Source organism: Microbacterium sp. CR_7, assembly GCF_041954755.1.
In the GTDB taxonomy this organism is placed as follows: Bacteria; Actinomycetota; Actinomycetes; order Actinomycetales; family Microbacteriaceae; genus Microbacterium.
The window spans coordinates 164138-179250 of record NZ_JAVAYF010000001.1; the positions used below are offsets into that span (position 1 = coordinate 164138).

The 15113-nt window shown below is 69.8% G+C and carries 10 protein-coding genes; 4 read left to right on the forward strand and 6 right to left on the reverse strand.

Going from position 1 to position 15113, the window contains the following annotated elements:
- Positions 1 to 49: 49 nt before the first annotated feature.
- Entirely contained in the window at positions 50 to 1126 is a 1077-nt protein-coding gene (locus RAC81_RS00740) for a DNA polymerase IV (protein ID WP_375080529.1), read from the forward strand.
- 31 nt (positions 1127 to 1157) lie between these two features.
- Here the strand turns inward: RAC81_RS00740 and RAC81_RS00745 are convergent, their stop codons facing one another.
- From RAC81_RS00745 to RAC81_RS00755, 3 genes are all read right to left on the reverse strand, one after another.
- On the reverse strand, positions 1158 to 1559 hold the full coding sequence (locus RAC81_RS00745) for a RidA family protein (protein WP_375080530.1): 402 nt from the start codon (positions 1557 to 1559) through the stop codon (positions 1158 to 1160).
- 84 nt (positions 1560 to 1643) lie between these two features.
- Complete coding sequence (locus tag RAC81_RS00750; RefSeq protein WP_375080531.1) at positions 1644 to 4268, reverse strand: X2-like carbohydrate binding domain-containing protein; 2625 nt, start codon at positions 4266 to 4268, stop codon at positions 1644 to 1646.
- 52 nt (positions 4269 to 4320) lie between these two features.
- Complete coding sequence (locus tag RAC81_RS00755; protein WP_375080532.1) at positions 4321 to 6528, reverse strand: alpha-galactosidase; 2208 nt, start codon at positions 6526 to 6528, stop codon at positions 4321 to 4323.
- Between the two features lie 165 nt (positions 6529 to 6693).
- Between RAC81_RS00755 and RAC81_RS00760 the strand changes: the two genes are divergently transcribed.
- From RAC81_RS00760 to RAC81_RS00770, 3 genes are all read left to right on the forward strand, one after another.
- Entirely contained in the window at positions 6694 to 7665 is a 972-nt protein-coding gene (locus tag RAC81_RS00760; RefSeq protein WP_375080533.1) for an ABC transporter permease, read from the forward strand.
- Positions 7662 to 8639 (forward strand): carbohydrate ABC transporter permease, encoded by a 978-nt coding sequence (locus RAC81_RS00765; protein ID WP_375080534.1) that lies wholly within the window; start codon positions 7662 to 7664, stop codon positions 8637 to 8639. The genes RAC81_RS00760 and RAC81_RS00765 overlap by 4 nt, the downstream gene beginning before the upstream one ends.
- A 63-nt stretch (positions 8640 to 8702) precedes the next feature.
- Positions 8703 to 10331, forward strand: coding sequence for an extracellular solute-binding protein (locus tag RAC81_RS00770; RefSeq protein WP_375080535.1), 1629 nt, complete (start codon positions 8703 to 8705; stop codon positions 10329 to 10331).
- Between the two features lie 104 nt (positions 10332 to 10435).
- Here RAC81_RS00770 and RAC81_RS00775 read toward each other — a convergent pair whose 3' ends face one another.
- Genes RAC81_RS00775 through RAC81_RS00785 form a run of 3 tightly spaced genes read right to left on the reverse strand, consistent with a single transcriptional unit; the run spans position 10436 to position 15018 of the window.
- Positions 10436 to 11602: an ROK family protein gene (locus tag RAC81_RS00775; protein ID WP_375080536.1), complete on the reverse strand. Its 1167-nt coding sequence runs from the start codon at positions 11600 to 11602 to the stop codon at positions 10436 to 10438.
- 22 nt (positions 11603 to 11624) lie between these two features.
- Positions 11625 to 12608 carry an acetylxylan esterase gene (locus RAC81_RS00780; RefSeq protein WP_375080537.1) on the reverse strand — a complete coding sequence of 328 codons (984 nt, stop codon included), beginning with the start codon at positions 12606 to 12608 and terminating at the stop codon, positions 11625 to 11627.
- Positions 12598 to 15018 (reverse strand): glycoside hydrolase N-terminal domain-containing protein, encoded by a 2421-nt coding sequence (locus RAC81_RS00785; protein WP_375080538.1) that lies wholly within the window; start codon positions 15016 to 15018, stop codon positions 12598 to 12600. Before RAC81_RS00785 ends, RAC81_RS00780 begins: the two co-directional genes overlap by 11 nt.
- Positions 15019 to 15113: the final 95 nt, after the last annotated feature.

Genomic DNA, 15113 nt, shown 5'->3' on the forward strand with positions numbered 1-15113 from the left:
GCCGTGTAAGGGGGATGACATCCCCGCCGGGTCCGGCCACACTCGTCCCATGGCCGACTGGGTGCTGCACGTGGACATGGACCAGTTCATCGCCGCCGTCGAGGTGCTGCGGCGTCCTGAGCTCGCGGGGGTGCCCGTGATCGTCGGCGGACGCGGCGATCCGACCGAGAGAGCCGTGGTGTCGACGGCGTCGTACGAGGCACGCGCCTTCGGCATCGGGTCCGGGATGCCGTTGAAGATCGCCGCGCGCAGGGCGCCGGACGATGCGGTGTTCCTGCCCGTCGACCACGAGGCCTACGAGTCGGCCTCGGCGCAGGTGATGGAGACGCTTCGCGGGCTGCCGGGTGTCGTGCTGGAGGTCCTCGGCTGGGACGAGTGCTTCCTCGGCGTCGCGACGGACGACCCGGAGCGGGTCGCGCGGGAGGCGCAGGCGGCGGTTCTCGAGGCCACGGGGCTGCACTGCTCGGTCGGCATCGGCGACAACAAGGTGCGCGCGAAGATCGCCACCGAGTTCGGCAAACCCCGCGGAATGTTCCGCCTCACGGAGGACAACTGGTTCGCCGTGATGGGGGAGCGCGGGACCCGCGAGCTGTGGGGTGTCGGGCCCAAGGTGCAGAAGCGCCTCGCCGCACTCGGCATCGAGACCGTGCGCGAGCTCGCCGACGCCGACGAGTCCGAGCTCGTCGCGGAGTTCGGACCGCGGATGGGCGTCTGGTATCACGGGCTCGGCTCGGGGATCGGACCGGCCGTGGTCGACGACACCCCGTGGGTGGCGCGCAGCCACAGCCGAGAGACCACGTTCCAGCAGAATCTCACGACGGCGGCCGAGGTCGAGACCGCGCTCGCCGAACTCGCCGGCCAGGCCTTCGACGACTGCGCCGCCGAGCGACGGCCCGTGATCAGGGTGCATCTGAAGGTCCGTTACGCGCCGTTCGAGACCAAGACCTTCGGCCGCAAATTGCCCGAGCCCACGACGCGGCGGCAGGACGTGATCGACGCCGCGCTCGCGCTGGGCGCCACCGTGGACGCCGGTCGCGAGGTGCGTCTGCTCGGCGTCCGGGCGGAGATGGCGATGCCCGAGGGCGGGGACGGCGTCGAGCGCACACCCGTCCGCGGTCGCATCTGAGGACATCGCCGCCCCGGAGGCGGACTCGGCGTCACTCCCGGATCACGGCGGCGATCGCGCTCACCTCGATGACCGCGCCGGGGACGGCGAGCCCCGCGACGAGAGCCGCGCTGACGAGCGGCGGCGCCCCGTCGCGCGCGAGCGTCGCGGCGACGGCCCCGTAGGCGGCGCGCAGGTCGGCATCCTGATGGATGTAGATCGTCCAGCTGATCACGTCGTCGAGCGAGGCGCCCTGCGAGGCGAGAGCCGTTCGGGCATTCTCGACGGCGCGGAGCGCCTGTTCTCCGGCATCGTGGGATACGACCGCGCCGGTCTCGTCGACGCCGTTCTGACCGCCGACGTAGATCGTGGTCGCGCCCGCCGGCACGACCGCGACATGACTGAAGGCGGGGCTGACGACGAGCCCCGCCGGTTGCGTGAGTGTGATCTCCATGACCCGAGTGTGCCCCGGGGGTCGGACATCGCGGTGACCGGATGCGGGGGCGGACCCACCCATGGCGGATCCGCCCCCGTCCGATCAGCCGACCTTCTTCACCGTGTAGGCGAAGACGTCGGTGCGCAGCACCTCACCCGAGGTCTTCACGATCTCGATGGTGTGCTCCTTGTCCTTCAGGTCCGACGCCGTGAACAGCTCCTGCGTCGTGAGACGTGTGGCGCTGTGCGTGTCGACCGTCTCGACCTTGGAGCCGTCGAGGTACACGTCGACCGTGCCCTGATCCGGACCCTTCGGTGCGATCCACGACACCGCCGTGCCGCGGAAGGTGAAGGACACCCTGTCGCCGTCGGTCGTCGTGGAGTGCACGTCGTCGAGGTGGTCGCCGGCGAAGGCGAAGTCGAGCACGGCCTCTCCGACCGGGAGGGTGGCGAGGTACGCCGAGGCAAGCGTCACCGTGCTCCCGTCGACCGTGTAGTCGACGTCGCGCTCGAGCGCCTCGCCGCCGACGCTGATCGAGCTCAGAGCGCTCGGGTCGCGCAGCAGATCGACCGACACGTCGGCCGGTGCCGCCTTGTTGAAGGCGCCCGACGTCGTGCTCAGCTGGCTGTCGAGCGTGACGACGAGCTTGTCGAGGAGCATGAACGAACCGGACTTCTTCACGACGCGCAGCGTGTGGCTTCCGCTCGGCAGGTCGGACACGCTGTACACGACCTGCTGCGACAGCCGACCGTCGGCCGGATCCAGATACGTGCTCACGGTGTCGACGAGCTGCCCGTCGAGGTATACCTCGACGTCGCCCTGCGACTCGTGCTTCTCGGTGACGTACTGGATGCCGGTGCCCTGGAACGTGTACTGGAACGCGGCGCCGTTCGCCTCGGCGTAGTGGACGTCGTCCCCGTGGTCGCCGAGACCGCGGTTGTTGCTGTCGCCCCACGATCCGCTGTAGGCGATACGCGAGTCGTCGTCGTTGAGCGTCACCGTGACCCCGGTCGCGGGCGGGTTCGGTGTTCCGGCTCCCGGGGTGTCGGTCACGGCGACCGTGAACGGCTGCGAGGTCGCCGGCACCTCGGCGCCGCCGTTGCGCGTCCAGTCGCCCGCGTAGGCCACCCGCAGCGCGTCGTCGTTGACCGTCAGCACGGACTGCTTGGCCGGGGTGACCTTGAGCAGTCGAGCACCGTGGATCGGCACGCTCTCGGCCGTGAAGCTGCCGTCGGCGGTGCCGAGGTTCTTCTTCGACCACAGGTCGCGGACCTTCGCCGAACCGTCGAGGCCGATGTCGGCGAAGTCGACGGTGATGTCGGCATCCGCTCGTCCGAGGTTGTAGAGCGCCACGGTGTACGTGCCGTCCGGGTTCAGCGCGTACCAGACCTGGTGCTTCGTCGCGGTGGAGACGGGACGCGCTGGCACGCCGGCCTGGTTGACGGCGATGACCTCGGGGTTCGTCACCAGTTCGAGGCCGTACTCGTCGAGGTTCGTCAGATCGTTTCCGAGGTAGAACGGTGCGGCCGCGGTGGCCCACAGCGTCGCCGCCGTACGACGCTCGTCCTTGGTCAGTCCGTCCATCTTCCCGTTGCCCACGTTGAGCGAGTCGAGGTCGTTCCAGCCGGCGGGCCCGCCGTGCCGCCACCAGTCGGACAGCCGCGGGAAGAGCCGCGCCACGTTCTCCCACGTGGTCAGCGCCTCGTCGCCGCAGTAGCACTCGACGTCCCAGTCGACGCGCCACCCGTCGGCGTACTGCTTCCAGTAGTCGGCGTAGTCGATGTCGACGGCCCACGAGAGCTCGAACCAGATGTCGTTGCGCGCGAGGGCCTGCGACCAGGCCGCGACCTCCTCGCGGGCGTCCATCGACAGGTCGCTCACTCCGGAGCCGGGGGTCACACTGTCGAACTTGATGAAGTCGACGCCCCATTCGCCGAGCAGGTCGGCGATCGAGTCGATGTACTTCGTGGTGCACGGATTGTCGAAGTCGAGGCGGTAGCCGAAGCCCCAGTAGTCGCCCTGCTGGAGGGGCTGCTTGAGCAGATTCTCGGTCGTGCAGCCGGGGGCGTTGTAGATCGGGAGCGCCTTCTGCGCGGTCTCGAGGCTCATCCCGGGGATCAGGTACAGGCCCACCTTCTGCCCGTTGTCATGGATGTGGTCGATCACGGCGTCCAGGCCGTCGGGGTAGAGCGTCGTGCTGGGGATCGGACGGCCGTACTCGTCCTGCCCGCCGTTCCATCCGGCGTCGATGTTGATGTACTCGTAGCCGAACTTCTGGAGTTTGTCGTGCATGGCGTCGGACTGCGCCATGATCTGGTCGGCCGTGATCCACTGGCCGCCCTCGTAGACCTGCATGCTGTAACTGCTCCAGCCCATGTAGGGCCCGGACGCCGAGAGCGGCGACACCCCGACGCCCTGACGCGGTGCGGCCTGCCCTGCGCTCCTGCCGGCGGATCCGTCGGCAGGCGGGGTCTCGCTCGGCGCCGTCTCGCTCGGCGCCGTCTCTCCGGGAGCCGGAGCGGCGGTGGGCGCGGGTGTGCCGTCGTCCTCTGCGGGCGGGGTCGTCGGGTCGGGCGTGGTCGGCGGCGCCGCGGTCTCCGTGGGCTCGGGCGACGGTGTCGTCGCCTCGGCCCAGGAGGCGCCGGGCGCGAGGCCGACGGCCAGCGCGGTCACGGCGATCGCCGCCGTGAGCGCGGCCGTTCGCCGGCGCGGTCGATGGGTCTTCATGGTGTTCCTCTCGTTCGACTGCTCTGTCGGGGATGGGGAAGGGAAGCGGAGGTCAGACCTCGATGCGACGGATTTCGATCAGCATCGACTGCTGCGGGTTCAGGGTCGGCAGGGGGATGCCTGCCACAGCGAGCACGCTGCCGGGAAGGCGCACGGGATGCGTCACGGCGTCGGCGACCCAGGCGGGGTCGTCGCCCTGATGGCGGCTGGCGGCGCCGAGGTCTTCGCGGATCCGGACGGTGTAGTGCGCATCGCGATCGAGACCCGGCAGACGCACCCGTCCCGACTGGCCGGCGGGAGACGTGGCGAACCTGCTCCAGGTGAAGAGCGCCGACGCGCCGTCCTGCGCCACGAACCCGGTGAGGGCCGTGGCATCGTCGGTCAGGTCGGCGTTCACGACCCGGCCCGTGTGCAGCAGCGAACGGAACTCGCGGTACATCTCGGCCCAGCGGGTGATGACGGCGAGCTCCGCCGCGTCGACGGCGGTGAGGTCCTGCTCGATGCCCGCGTGCGCGGTGAGCGCCGTGGTGAGCCGGAACGCGAGGTCGGTGGTCCGCGCGGTCGTGTGGGACCGCGCGGCACCGAGGTGCGAGCCGAGCAGCTCCGGCGGCACGATCAGGCGCGTCCAGCGCTCGATGTGCCCGCGCTCGACGGGGTCGTTGCAGTCGGAGGCCCAGACGCGGTCGGTGCGGTCGAGGATGCCGAGGTCGATGCGCCCGCCTCCTCCGGAGCAGGTCTCGATCTCCAGGGTCGGATGCCGTCGGCGCAGCTCGTCCAGCAGGCGGTAGAGGGCGACGGTCTGGCGACGGACGCTCGGACGGTCGCCGGCGTCGCCACGACTCACCGCTTCGAGCAGATCGCGGTTGTGGTCCCACTTCAGGTAGTCGATCGCGTGCTCGCGGACCAGGGCGTCGATGCGCTCGAGCAGGTACTCGAAGGCCTCGGGTCGGGCGATGTCGAGCACGTACTGCGAGCGGGATGCCGGGCCGAGGCCCTCCGCCGGACCCAGCACCCAGTCGGGATGGGAGCGGGCGAGGTCGGAGTCGAGGTTGATCATCTCGGGTTCGAACCACAGCCCGAACTGCATGCCGTGTGCGCGCACGAGGTCGACCAGCGGGCCGAGTCCCCGAGGCCAGACGCCCTCGTCGACGTACCAGTCGCCGAGTCCCGCGTCCGCCTCACGTCGCCCCCGGAACCAGCCGTCATCGAGCACGATCCGCTCGACGCCGACCTCGGACGCTCGTTCGACGAGGGCGGTGAGGCGATCGAGGTCGTGGTCGAAGTAGACGGCCTCCCACGTGTTGAGCACGAGGGGCCGGGGTGAGCGCGGGTGCGCGGCGCGCGAGCGGAGGCGGCGATGCAGGCGGTCGGCGAGCCCGTCGAGGCCGGCGTGGGACCAGAGGAAGAGAGCGGTCGGCGCGTCGTAGCGGTCGCCGTCTTCGAGGATCACCTCCCCGGAGTGCAGCTCCTCACCCGCGCCGATGACGGCGGAGAACGCGCCGGCGCCCTCGGTCAGTCGCTCGGCGAGGTAGCGCTGCTCGCCCGACCACGCGAGATGCACGGCCCATGCCTCGCCGTGCCCGAAACCGAAGCCCGGCGTGCCGGCGGCGAGGAGGAACGGGGAGTCGTGGCCCGGCTTGCCTCGATGAGCGGAACGGAGGTGGGTTCCGAACGCGAACGGCATCCGCTGCGGGGAGCGCTCACGGCACCACTTGCCCGTGAAGTCGAGGATCTCGGCCGCCCGCTCGGGGAGCGGCAGCAGCGCGACGACGCCGTCGAGCGTGTACGGCGCGTCCGCGATGCGCGGACTGAGCCCGGCATCCCGCACGATCGTGGTGTCCACCGCGAGGACGCCGTACTCGTCGAGGTGGTAGCGGAGAGTCGTGCGCAGGCCGGTCACCGAGTCCTCGAACTCGAGGGCGATCCGACCTCCGCGCATCGGGTCGCTCGTCTCGATCTCGTGGGCGACGAGGCGCGGACGCGGGGTGGTCGCGCGACCCTGCGCGTTGCCGGCGATGGCGGGTGTGCCCGACCAGCCCTCGAACTCGGTCGGGAGGGCGGAGAAGGTGCGCGGGACGTCGGGGGAGTTGTTGAGCTGAGCCGGCCCGGCGGTCAGTTCGAGCGCGGATGCCGTCGCCTGATCGATCTCGCCGAGATCGGCGCCCCAGTGGAGGATGCGCGGGATCGGCGCGGCGAGCTGGATGACGAGGGAGGCGCCTGCGGCGCGGAGTGCGACGACGGCGTCGACACGGGAAGTCATGGGATGAGACCCTCCGGTAGTTACTTGACATCGTCAATAAACCACGTCCGCGAAGCGGGCGCAAGCGCGCCGGCGAAATCGGTCGATGGGAAAATCGTCGTTGCGATTTGCCGGAGGTCGTGATTTTATTACGACGTAAAGTAATCCTGCCCCGGGAGGGCGAACATGAAGCTCAGTGCTGAGCACGCACCACCGACGGCGGTCGCCCCGACCGTCCGACGAACCTCGATACGCGCACGATTCCGCCGCAGCCTGCGCCGCTACTGGCAGCTCTACCTGCTGCTCCTCGTGCCCGTCGTCTGGTTCATCGTCTTCCGCTATGTGCCGATGGCCAACGCGGTCATCGCGTTCAAGAACTACAACCCGATCGACGGCGTGTGGGGGAGCCCCTGGGTGGGCTTCGACAACTTCGCGAACCTGTTCCGCAACCCGGTCTTCCCCCGGCTCGTCGGCAACACGTTCCTCCTCGCCGGCTACACGCTGATCGCGAGCTTCCCGCTGCCGATCATCCTCGCCCTCGCGCTGAACGAGGTGCGGCTGAAGTTCTTCAGCCGCACGGTGCAGCTGGTCACCTACGCGCCCTACTTCATCTCCACGGTGGTCGTGGTGTCGATGACCATCCTGCTGCTCTCGCCCCGGGTCGGGCTGCTGGGGCGGACCTTCAGCTTCTTCGGCGCCGGTCAGGTCGATCTCCTCGCCGACGCCGACTTCTTCCGCCACATCTACGTCGCGACCGACATCTGGACGACGACCGGATACTCCGCCGTCATCTATCTCGCCGCCCTCGCCTCGGTCGACACCTCGCTCTACGAGGCGGCGAAGATCGACGGCGCCTCCCGGCTGCAGAAGATCTGGAACGTCGACATCCCGGCGCTGCTGCCCACGGCATCCATCATCCTGATCCTCGGAGTGGGCAACATCATGGCGATCGGCTTCGAGAAGGCGTTCCTCCTGCAGAACGCGCTCAACCTCTCGACATCCGAGATCATCCCGACGTACGTGTACAAGACGGGCATCCTCAATGCGAACTTCAGCCTCGGGGCGACGATCGGACTCTTCAACGCCGTCATCAGTCTCGTGCTGCTGCTCGTGGTGAACACGGTGTCCAAGCGAGTGACGGGAAACGGGCTGTGGTGACCACGATCAACACCGAGGCGCTCCTCACCGAGGAGATCGTCGTCGCCGAGAACAGGAAGCGTCGCCCGAAGCGCGACCCGCTCTCGCGAGGCGTCAAGGTCAAGGAGACGAGAGCGGACCGCGTCTTCGTGGTCGCCGCGTACATCCTGCTGTCCGTGTTCCTGCTCGTGGTCCTGCTCCCGCTGCTGAACATCGTCGCCAGCTCGCTGTCGAGCCCGCAGGCCGTGTCCTCGGGTCGGGTGCTGTTCTGGCCCGTCGACTTCACCTTCCGCGGCTATGCGGAGGCCCTGGGCAACCCGGCCATCCTGCGCGGCTTCGGCAACTCCGTCTTCTACACGGTCGTCGGCACGCTCATCAGCGTGGTGGGCACGGTCGCCATCGCGTACCCGCTCTCCCGCGCCCAGCTGTTCGGCCGGAAGGTCATCACCGGCGGCGTCGTCTTCACGATGCTCTTCACCGGCGGCGTCATCCCGATGTACCTCGTCGTGCAGTCCCTCGGCCTGCTCGACACCCGCTGGTCGATGCTGCTTCCCAACGCCATCGGCGTCTGGCAGGTCATCATCGCGATCGTCTACTTCCGCTCCTCCGTCCCCGACGAGGTGTACGAGGCCGCACAGCTCGACGGGGCATCCGAGCTCCGCATCCTGTGGACGATCGTCGTGCCGCTCGCCAAACCCCTGCTCGCCGTGATCGCCCTCATGTACGCGATCATGCAGTGGAACTCGTACTTCGACGCCCTGCTCTACCTGCGCGACGCCGACCTGCAGCCGCTCCAACTCGTGCTGCGCGGCCTGCTGATCCTCAACGACGCCGGCGGCGGCGGTGACGTCGCCGAGCAACTGCGGCGGCGCGAGCTCGCCGACCTGCTGCGGTACTCGACCGTCGTCATCGCGACCATCCCGATGCTCGTCGCCTACCCCTTCGTCGCCAAGTACTTCAGCAAGGGCATCATGATCGGCGCCGTCAAGGGCTGACGCCGCCCCCTCGAACCCACCACACACACCCGCACCTGGAACCGGTCAAAGGAGATTCCGGAAATGACACACCGCATCACACGGGGCGCGATCGCCGCCGTCACCGTCGTCGCGACGGGACTGGCGCTCGCCGCCTGCACGTCGCCCAGCGACGACGACGGCGCCCTCGTCGCGTTCGGCCCGCAGGGAGACAACGGCTCGCTCGAGGACAACGAGTTCACCCAGCTGCTCGAGAAGAAGTTCGACATCGACTTCGACTGGCAGACCACGACCTACGACGGCAGCGTCGCGGGCGAGAAGCGCCAGGTCTCGCTCGCGAGCGGCGACTACCCCGACGCGTACTTCCTCGTGCCGTGGGTCGATGCGTTCTCCCGCAGCGAAGTGCTCAAGTACGGCCAGCAGGGCGTGCTCGTGCCGCTCGAGGACCTCATCGACGAGTACGCGCCGAACCTCAAGGAGCGCTTCGAGGAGAAGCCCGACTGGGAGCAGTCGGTCACCGCGCCCGACGGTCACATCTACGCGATCACCCAGTTCACCGAGTGCTTCCACTGCAGCTACCCCTCGAAGCTGTGGATGAACACCACCTGGCTCGACAAGCTCGGACTCGAGCAGCCGACGACCACGGAAGAGCTCCGCGAGGTGCTTCGGGCCTTCAAGAACGACGACCCGAACGGCAACGGCAAGGCCGACGAGATCGCGCTCAGCGCCTCGTCGGGTGAGCCCGTCATCAACTACTTCATGAACGCGTTCGCGTACGCGCCGTACGGCAGCCCGTCGAGCCCGCCGCCGATGGTGATGGACGGCGGCAAGGTCGAGCTCTCGGCGACCTCCGACGGCTGGCGTGCCGGACTGCAGTACATCGCCTCGCTCGCTGACGAGGGCTTGGTCGACACGGCATCCTTCACGCAGAACGGCGAGGCGCTGCGCGCTCTCGGCGACAACGCGGATGCCGAGATCCTCGGCGCCGCCGCCGTGCTGCACCCGTACGAGATCGTCACGGCGGACTCGCCCGACGGACGCGACACGCACTACGACGCCGTCGCGCCGGTGAAGGGTCCGGACGGCACGCAGTTCGCCACCTACCGGTCACAGGTCAGCCCGCTCGGCATGTTCGCCCTCACGAACAAGTCGACTGAGGAAGAGCGCATCAAGGCGATCAAGGTCATCGACTACCTGGTGACCGACGAGGGAGACCGCCTCGGCGCGATGGGACCCGAGGGCGAGGCCTGGGTCCCGGCGGAAGAGGGCGACGTCGCTCTGGACCCGGAGCTCGAGCCCACCTTCAAGCCGCTCACCTACGACGAGACGTCGAACGCGGCCTGGCGCTCGATGGGGCAGTACTGGGACTCGCTCGAGTACCGCAACTCGCAGGTCGTGCCGGAGGACATCTACTCTCCCGACGGCTACGAGCGGCGTCTTCTCGAGGCCACCCAGCTGTATGAGCCGTACGCGCCCGATGAGGACCTGCTGTTCCCCGACAACAAGCTGTGGCCCGACCCCGACACCTCAGCGGAGATCGCCGAGCTGCAGACGAACATCGCGACCTACATCACGCAGGCCCAGGCGGAGTTCGTGACCGGCCAGCGCGACATCGACGACGACGGGGCCTGGCAGTCGTACCTCGACGACCTGTCGGGGCTGGGCGTCGACCGCTATCTGGAACTTCAGCAGAAGCTGTACGACGCGCTCTGAGCGCGGAGGGGATGCGCGGGACGGGATCATCCGTCCCGCGCATCCTGCTGTGCGGGTTCGGTCCGCCGATGCGCGACGAGCCCGACCGTCGACGGGCGACGGGGTCAGCGCACGAGTGACTGGATGGCGGCGGCAGCGGCGCCGCGGGCCCAGTCCTCGAAGGTGTGCGGCCGCGTGACGATGCGGCAGCGCACGGCGGCGCCGAACGCGTGCGCCTCGAAGGCGTCGCGCAGCGTCTTCTCGAAGAGGTCGAAGTCCGACACGCCCTCGCCGCCGATGATGACCACCTCGGGGCCGGTGAGGTTCACCAGCGTGGCGATGGCGGTGCCGATCAGGCGTGCGGCCTCGCGGAAGGCGGCATCCGCCTCCGGCTCACCGGCGTGGGCGAGCGCGACGGCCTCGGCGATCGAGACGGGACGACCGAGCGCCGCGGAGACGGCCGCCTCGATCGCGGGCGTCGACGCGGCGGCCTCGACGCAGCCACGTCGGCCGCACGGGCATACGAGACCAGGGTCGGCGAGCGGCAGGTGTCCGATCTCGCCGGCGACGCCGAACGCGCCGCTGACCACTTCGCCGTTCAGATGCAGTCCGCTGCCGATGCCGCGACCGATCGTGACGATGGCGAAGGAAGCCGTGCCGAGGCCCACCCCGAACCAGTGCTCGCCGATCGTGAGAGCGTGCACGTCGTTCTCGAGGGTGACGGGCCAGGGCAGTCTCTGAGCGAGGAGGTCGGCGAAGGGCACGTCGGCCCAGCCCATGATGTTCGACTCCCGCACCATTCCGGTCGCGGTGTCGACGTCGCCGGACACCGAGACGCCGATACCGGCGATCGCGGAGACGCTGTCGCCCAGCTCGCGCTCGAGGGCGGCGACGACCTCGACGATGGCGTCGAGCACGGTATGGGGGTCGTCGTCGGGGAGCGCGCGACGCTCGCTCGCGAGGATCGTCGTGGCGAGGTCGGTGGCCACGGCGATGACCTCGTCGACGTTGACCTTCACGCCGATCATGACCATCGATTCGACCACGATCGACACGGGGCTCACCGGGCGCCCAGGGGTGCCGTCTCGATGCGAGGCCGGGGGAGAGTCGACGAGCCCGGCCGCGACCAGCGGCGCGACGGCCTTGGTCACGGCGGCCTGGGAGAGGCCCGTCTGCCGGGCGATGTCGATGCGGCTGATGGGGCTGCGCGTGAGGATCGTCTCGAAGACCCGCGAACCGGCATCGGACGCCGAGCGGATAAGAGTGGTGCGCGCGGCGGTGTCGTGATCCATCAGATCCTTCGGTTCGTGTCGGCTATCGTAGCGAATCCGCAGCGGCAGGCAGAGGAGCGCCGACGGCGAGGTGCTGAGCCGCGAAGTCGAGCGCGTTCTCCTCGTCGAGGTCGCCACCGGCCTCGTGGCCGTTGTACGGCCACAGCACCACGGTCTTCTCGCCCCCGTACGCGCTGAACGCGGGGAGGACCGTCTCGGGTGGGGCGATGCCGTCGAGCATCCCCGTGCTGAGCAGCGCCGGAGCGTTGGCGCGCTTGGCGTGATTGACGCCGTCGAAGTACCGCAGGGTGTCGAGCGCGGTCGCTGCGTCACCGCGCCGATCGGCGAGGTACTGCGTCAGCAGGGAGTACGGGTGCTCCCGACTGAGCGTGGCAGCACGGTCGAGCTCGCAGATGAAGGGCGCCTGAATGACGGCGACGGCGAGATCGGGAACCAGGCCGGCCATCGCCAGCGCGATCCCTCCGCCCTGACTCGCCCCGACGACGCCGACGCGCGCGGGGTCGACGAGGTCGAGGGAGCGCAGTGCCTCCACGGCGCGCACCGCATCCGCGTACACCCGGCGGTAGTAGTACTCCTGCGGAGACCGGAGACCCCGGGTGAGGAAGCCGCCGGCCGACGGTCCGCCGTCGGCGTGATCGTCGTCGGTGTCGCCGTGGCCCTGTCCTCGCGCGTCGACGACGAGGTGCGCGTAGCCCGCGGCCGCCCAGCGCAGGTCGCGCAGGGCATGGCCTCGGCCGTTGCCGTAGCCGAAGAACTGCACCATGCCCGGCAGTGGCCCGGCGGCGCCGTGCGGCACGCGCAGCCACGCGCGGATCGGTGTGCCGGCGAACCCCCGGAAGCGCACCTCGTACACGTCGATCTGCGTGAGCCGGGTCGGGTGCGGGGTCACGGTCACGTCGAGGGGCAGGCTTCGGGTCTCCGCGATCGTGTCGGCCCAGAAGGCGTCGAAGTCGTCGGGCTCGGTCTGCGTGGTCGGCGCGTCGAGCGTCGTGATCTCACCGTGCATGCGCGTCCTCCGTGCGCTCCATATCGGCCGCGGGGGCGAGCGGGACGGCGGTCGTCTCTCCCACCGGCACGGACAGCAGCATCGATCGATCGCCGATGCGCACCCGGGCCGTCCGGTGCTCGGTTCCGGCGTTGCGGAGGGCGGCCGCCGTGACGCGTCCGCCCGACCAGGCGAGGTCGAGCACGAGTCCGGAGCGGACGGCGATGCCCTGCACGTCACCGTCGGGCCAGGCCGCCGGCAGCGCGGGCAGCAGGTGCACCTCGCCCGCGTGGCTCTGCACGAGCATCTCGACGACGCCGGCGGGGAAGCCCAGGTTGCCGTCGATCTGGAAGGGCGGATGCGTGCTGAAGAGGTTCGGCAGCAGCCCGCCCCACTCGGAGCCGTCGACAGGGCCGTGCCGCGAGGAGTCCCCGTCGAACGGGGTCAGTGCCTCTTCGAGGAGGGATGCTGCGACGTCGCCCTGACCCGCACGTGCCCGCAGCGCGATCTTCCACGCCCATGACCATCCCATGGCGCCGGGTCCGCGGGCGTCGAGGAACCGCACGGCGGCATCGAACAGCTCCGGGGTCGCCTCGGGGGTGATGTCGTCGAGCGGATAGAGCCCGACGACGGGGGAGAGGTGGCGGTGCAGCGGCTCGTGCTCCCGCACCTCGGCACCCCATTCGAGCAGTCGCCCGTCGGTGCCGACAGAGAGAGGGGCGAGGCGGTCGAGCGCGTCGCGGATCTCGGCCTCCAGCGCGTCGTCCAGATCGAGATCGCCGATCGCGCGGAGGGCCCGTGCGAACAGGGCGCCGATGAGAGCGAGGTCGCAGGCGGCGGTGAGCCCGAGGGGCGTGGGCGCACCGTCTTCGCCGACATAGGAGTTCTCGGGGGACGTCGACGGCGCGGTACGCAGCATCCCGTCATCGCCCTCGACGAGCCAGTCGAGGCAGAACTCCGTCGCCCCGCGCAGAACCGGCCAGATCCGCGTCCGCAGCAGGTCGCGGTCGCCGCTGAATTCGTACGCGTCCCAGAGGTTGTGGGTGAGCCAGACGCCGCCCATCATCCAGATCGCCCAGCTCGCCGCTCCGCGGCCGTTGCCGACGGGGAGCGTCCATCCCCAGACATCGCTGTTGTGGTGCGCGACCCATCCGCGGGCGCCGTACAGGCGGCGGGCGACGTCTCCGCCCGTGTCCGCCAGGTGCTCGATGAGCGCGATCAGCGGTTCGAAGACGTCGCGGGCGTGCAGCACGGGCGCCGCCCAGTAGTTCATCTCGGTGTTGATGTTGATCGTGTAGTTCGACGACCACGCGGGGCGCAGCTCGGCGTTCCAGATGCCCTGGAGGTTCGCGGCCGGGTTGCCGGCGCGCGAGCTCGAGGCGAGCAGATACATGCCGTACTCGGCCGCGACGGTCGCGCGCAGCCGAGGGTCGTCGCCGCGCAGCACGTCGCGGTCCACGCTCCAGGTCCCCTCACGCCGACTGCCGATCGCGAATCGCGCCCTGGTCGCCCGCCGCCGATCGGCGACGTGCTCGGCGAGCAGGTCTGACGCGGCTCGGCGAACCGCGGCATCCGCTCGCCCCCTGGCGCGATCCCGGATCGCCTCGCGTGAGGCGGTCCGCCAGTCCCCGTCGGCGTCGGCCCACCACGACTCGGCGCGCGACGAAGTGGACAGGGCGATCAGCAGTCGACGGGCTCTGCGCACGGCGAGGCGCCCGGGGGCGCCGTCGATCTCGCCGTCGGAGTCGATGGCCGCGACCACCGCGGCGTAGGCGTCGTAGGCCTCGGAATCCGTGCTGTCGTCCGCGTAGCGGTGGCCCGGTTCGACGGAGACCTCGTGCAGCGGTGCGCCGTCCACCGGTATCTGCACATCGAGGGCGAGAGCGCCGGGCAGCTCGACAGCCTGTCCGCGCAGCGGCGTCGACAGCTCCAGGTCGACGTCGAACGCGTCGTCCGACGTCAACTCGATGAGCAGTGCCTGAGCGGGCGCCGACGCCCACGACCGCCGATGCACTTTCGCGTGCGGAGTGGACAGTGTCTCGAGCAGGCACGCCTCGTCGACGTCGAGCACTCGGGCGGGCGTGACGGGTTCCGCGCCGAGCACGTCGACGCGGAGGTCGGCGAGGGGGAGGAACTCCTGCGAGTACGGCCCCTCGAAGGCCATGAGGAGCTCCTCGGCCAGCCGGACGTCGCCGGCGTCGAGCGCGGCGCGCACCTCGGCCAGGCGCTCGGGTCCGGCCCCGCGAGCGATGACGTCGTCGAGCGCGCGAGCCGGCCCGTCCGGCGTGCCCGACCAGATCGTCGAGTCGTTGAGGCGGTAGAGGCCCGATCCTCCGTAGGCCATGGCGCCGATGCGCCCGTTGCCGAGGGGTGTCGCCTCGTCCCAGCGCGAGGCGGGGGCATCCCAGGTGAGGCGCAGGGTGTCGCTCATCGCACTCCGGTGTGGTCGATCGAATCGGGCAGCACCGTCAGCGTAGGGCGTATTAATTACCAGTGTCAAGTAATTGCGTGCGCCTCACCGGGGAT

Excerpts from the sequence above, each read along its gene's own strand:
- RAC81_RS00740 (WP_375080529.1), top strand. The coding sequence starts at position 50 with ATGGCCGACTGGGTGCTGCACGTGGACATGGACCAGTTCATCGCCGCC.
- RAC81_RS00745 (WP_375080530.1), bottom strand. The coding sequence starts at position 1,559 with ATGGAGATCACACTCACGCAACCGGCGGGGCTCGTCGTCAGCCCCGCC.
- RAC81_RS00750 (WP_375080531.1), bottom strand. The coding sequence starts at position 4,268 with ATGAAGACCCATCGACCGCGCCGGCGAACGGCCGCGCTCACGGCGGCG.
- RAC81_RS00755 (WP_375080532.1), bottom strand. The coding sequence starts at position 6,528 with ATGACTTCCCGTGTCGACGCCGTCGTCGCACTCCGCGCCGCAGGCGCC.
- RAC81_RS00760 (WP_375080533.1), top strand. The coding sequence starts at position 6,694 with ATGAAGCTCAGTGCTGAGCACGCACCACCGACGGCGGTCGCCCCGACC.
- RAC81_RS00770 (WP_375080535.1), top strand. The coding sequence starts at position 8,703 with ATGACACACCGCATCACACGGGGCGCGATCGCCGCCGTCACCGTCGTC.
- RAC81_RS00775 (WP_375080536.1), bottom strand. The coding sequence starts at position 11,602 with ATGGATCACGACACCGCCGCGCGCACCACTCTTATCCGCTCGGCGTCC.
- RAC81_RS00780 (WP_375080537.1), bottom strand. The coding sequence starts at position 12,608 with ATGCACGGTGAGATCACGACGCTCGACGCGCCGACCACGCAGACCGAG.
- RAC81_RS00785 (WP_375080538.1), bottom strand. The coding sequence starts at position 15,018 with ATGAGCGACACCCTGCGCCTCACCTGGGATGCCCCCGCCTCGCGCTGG.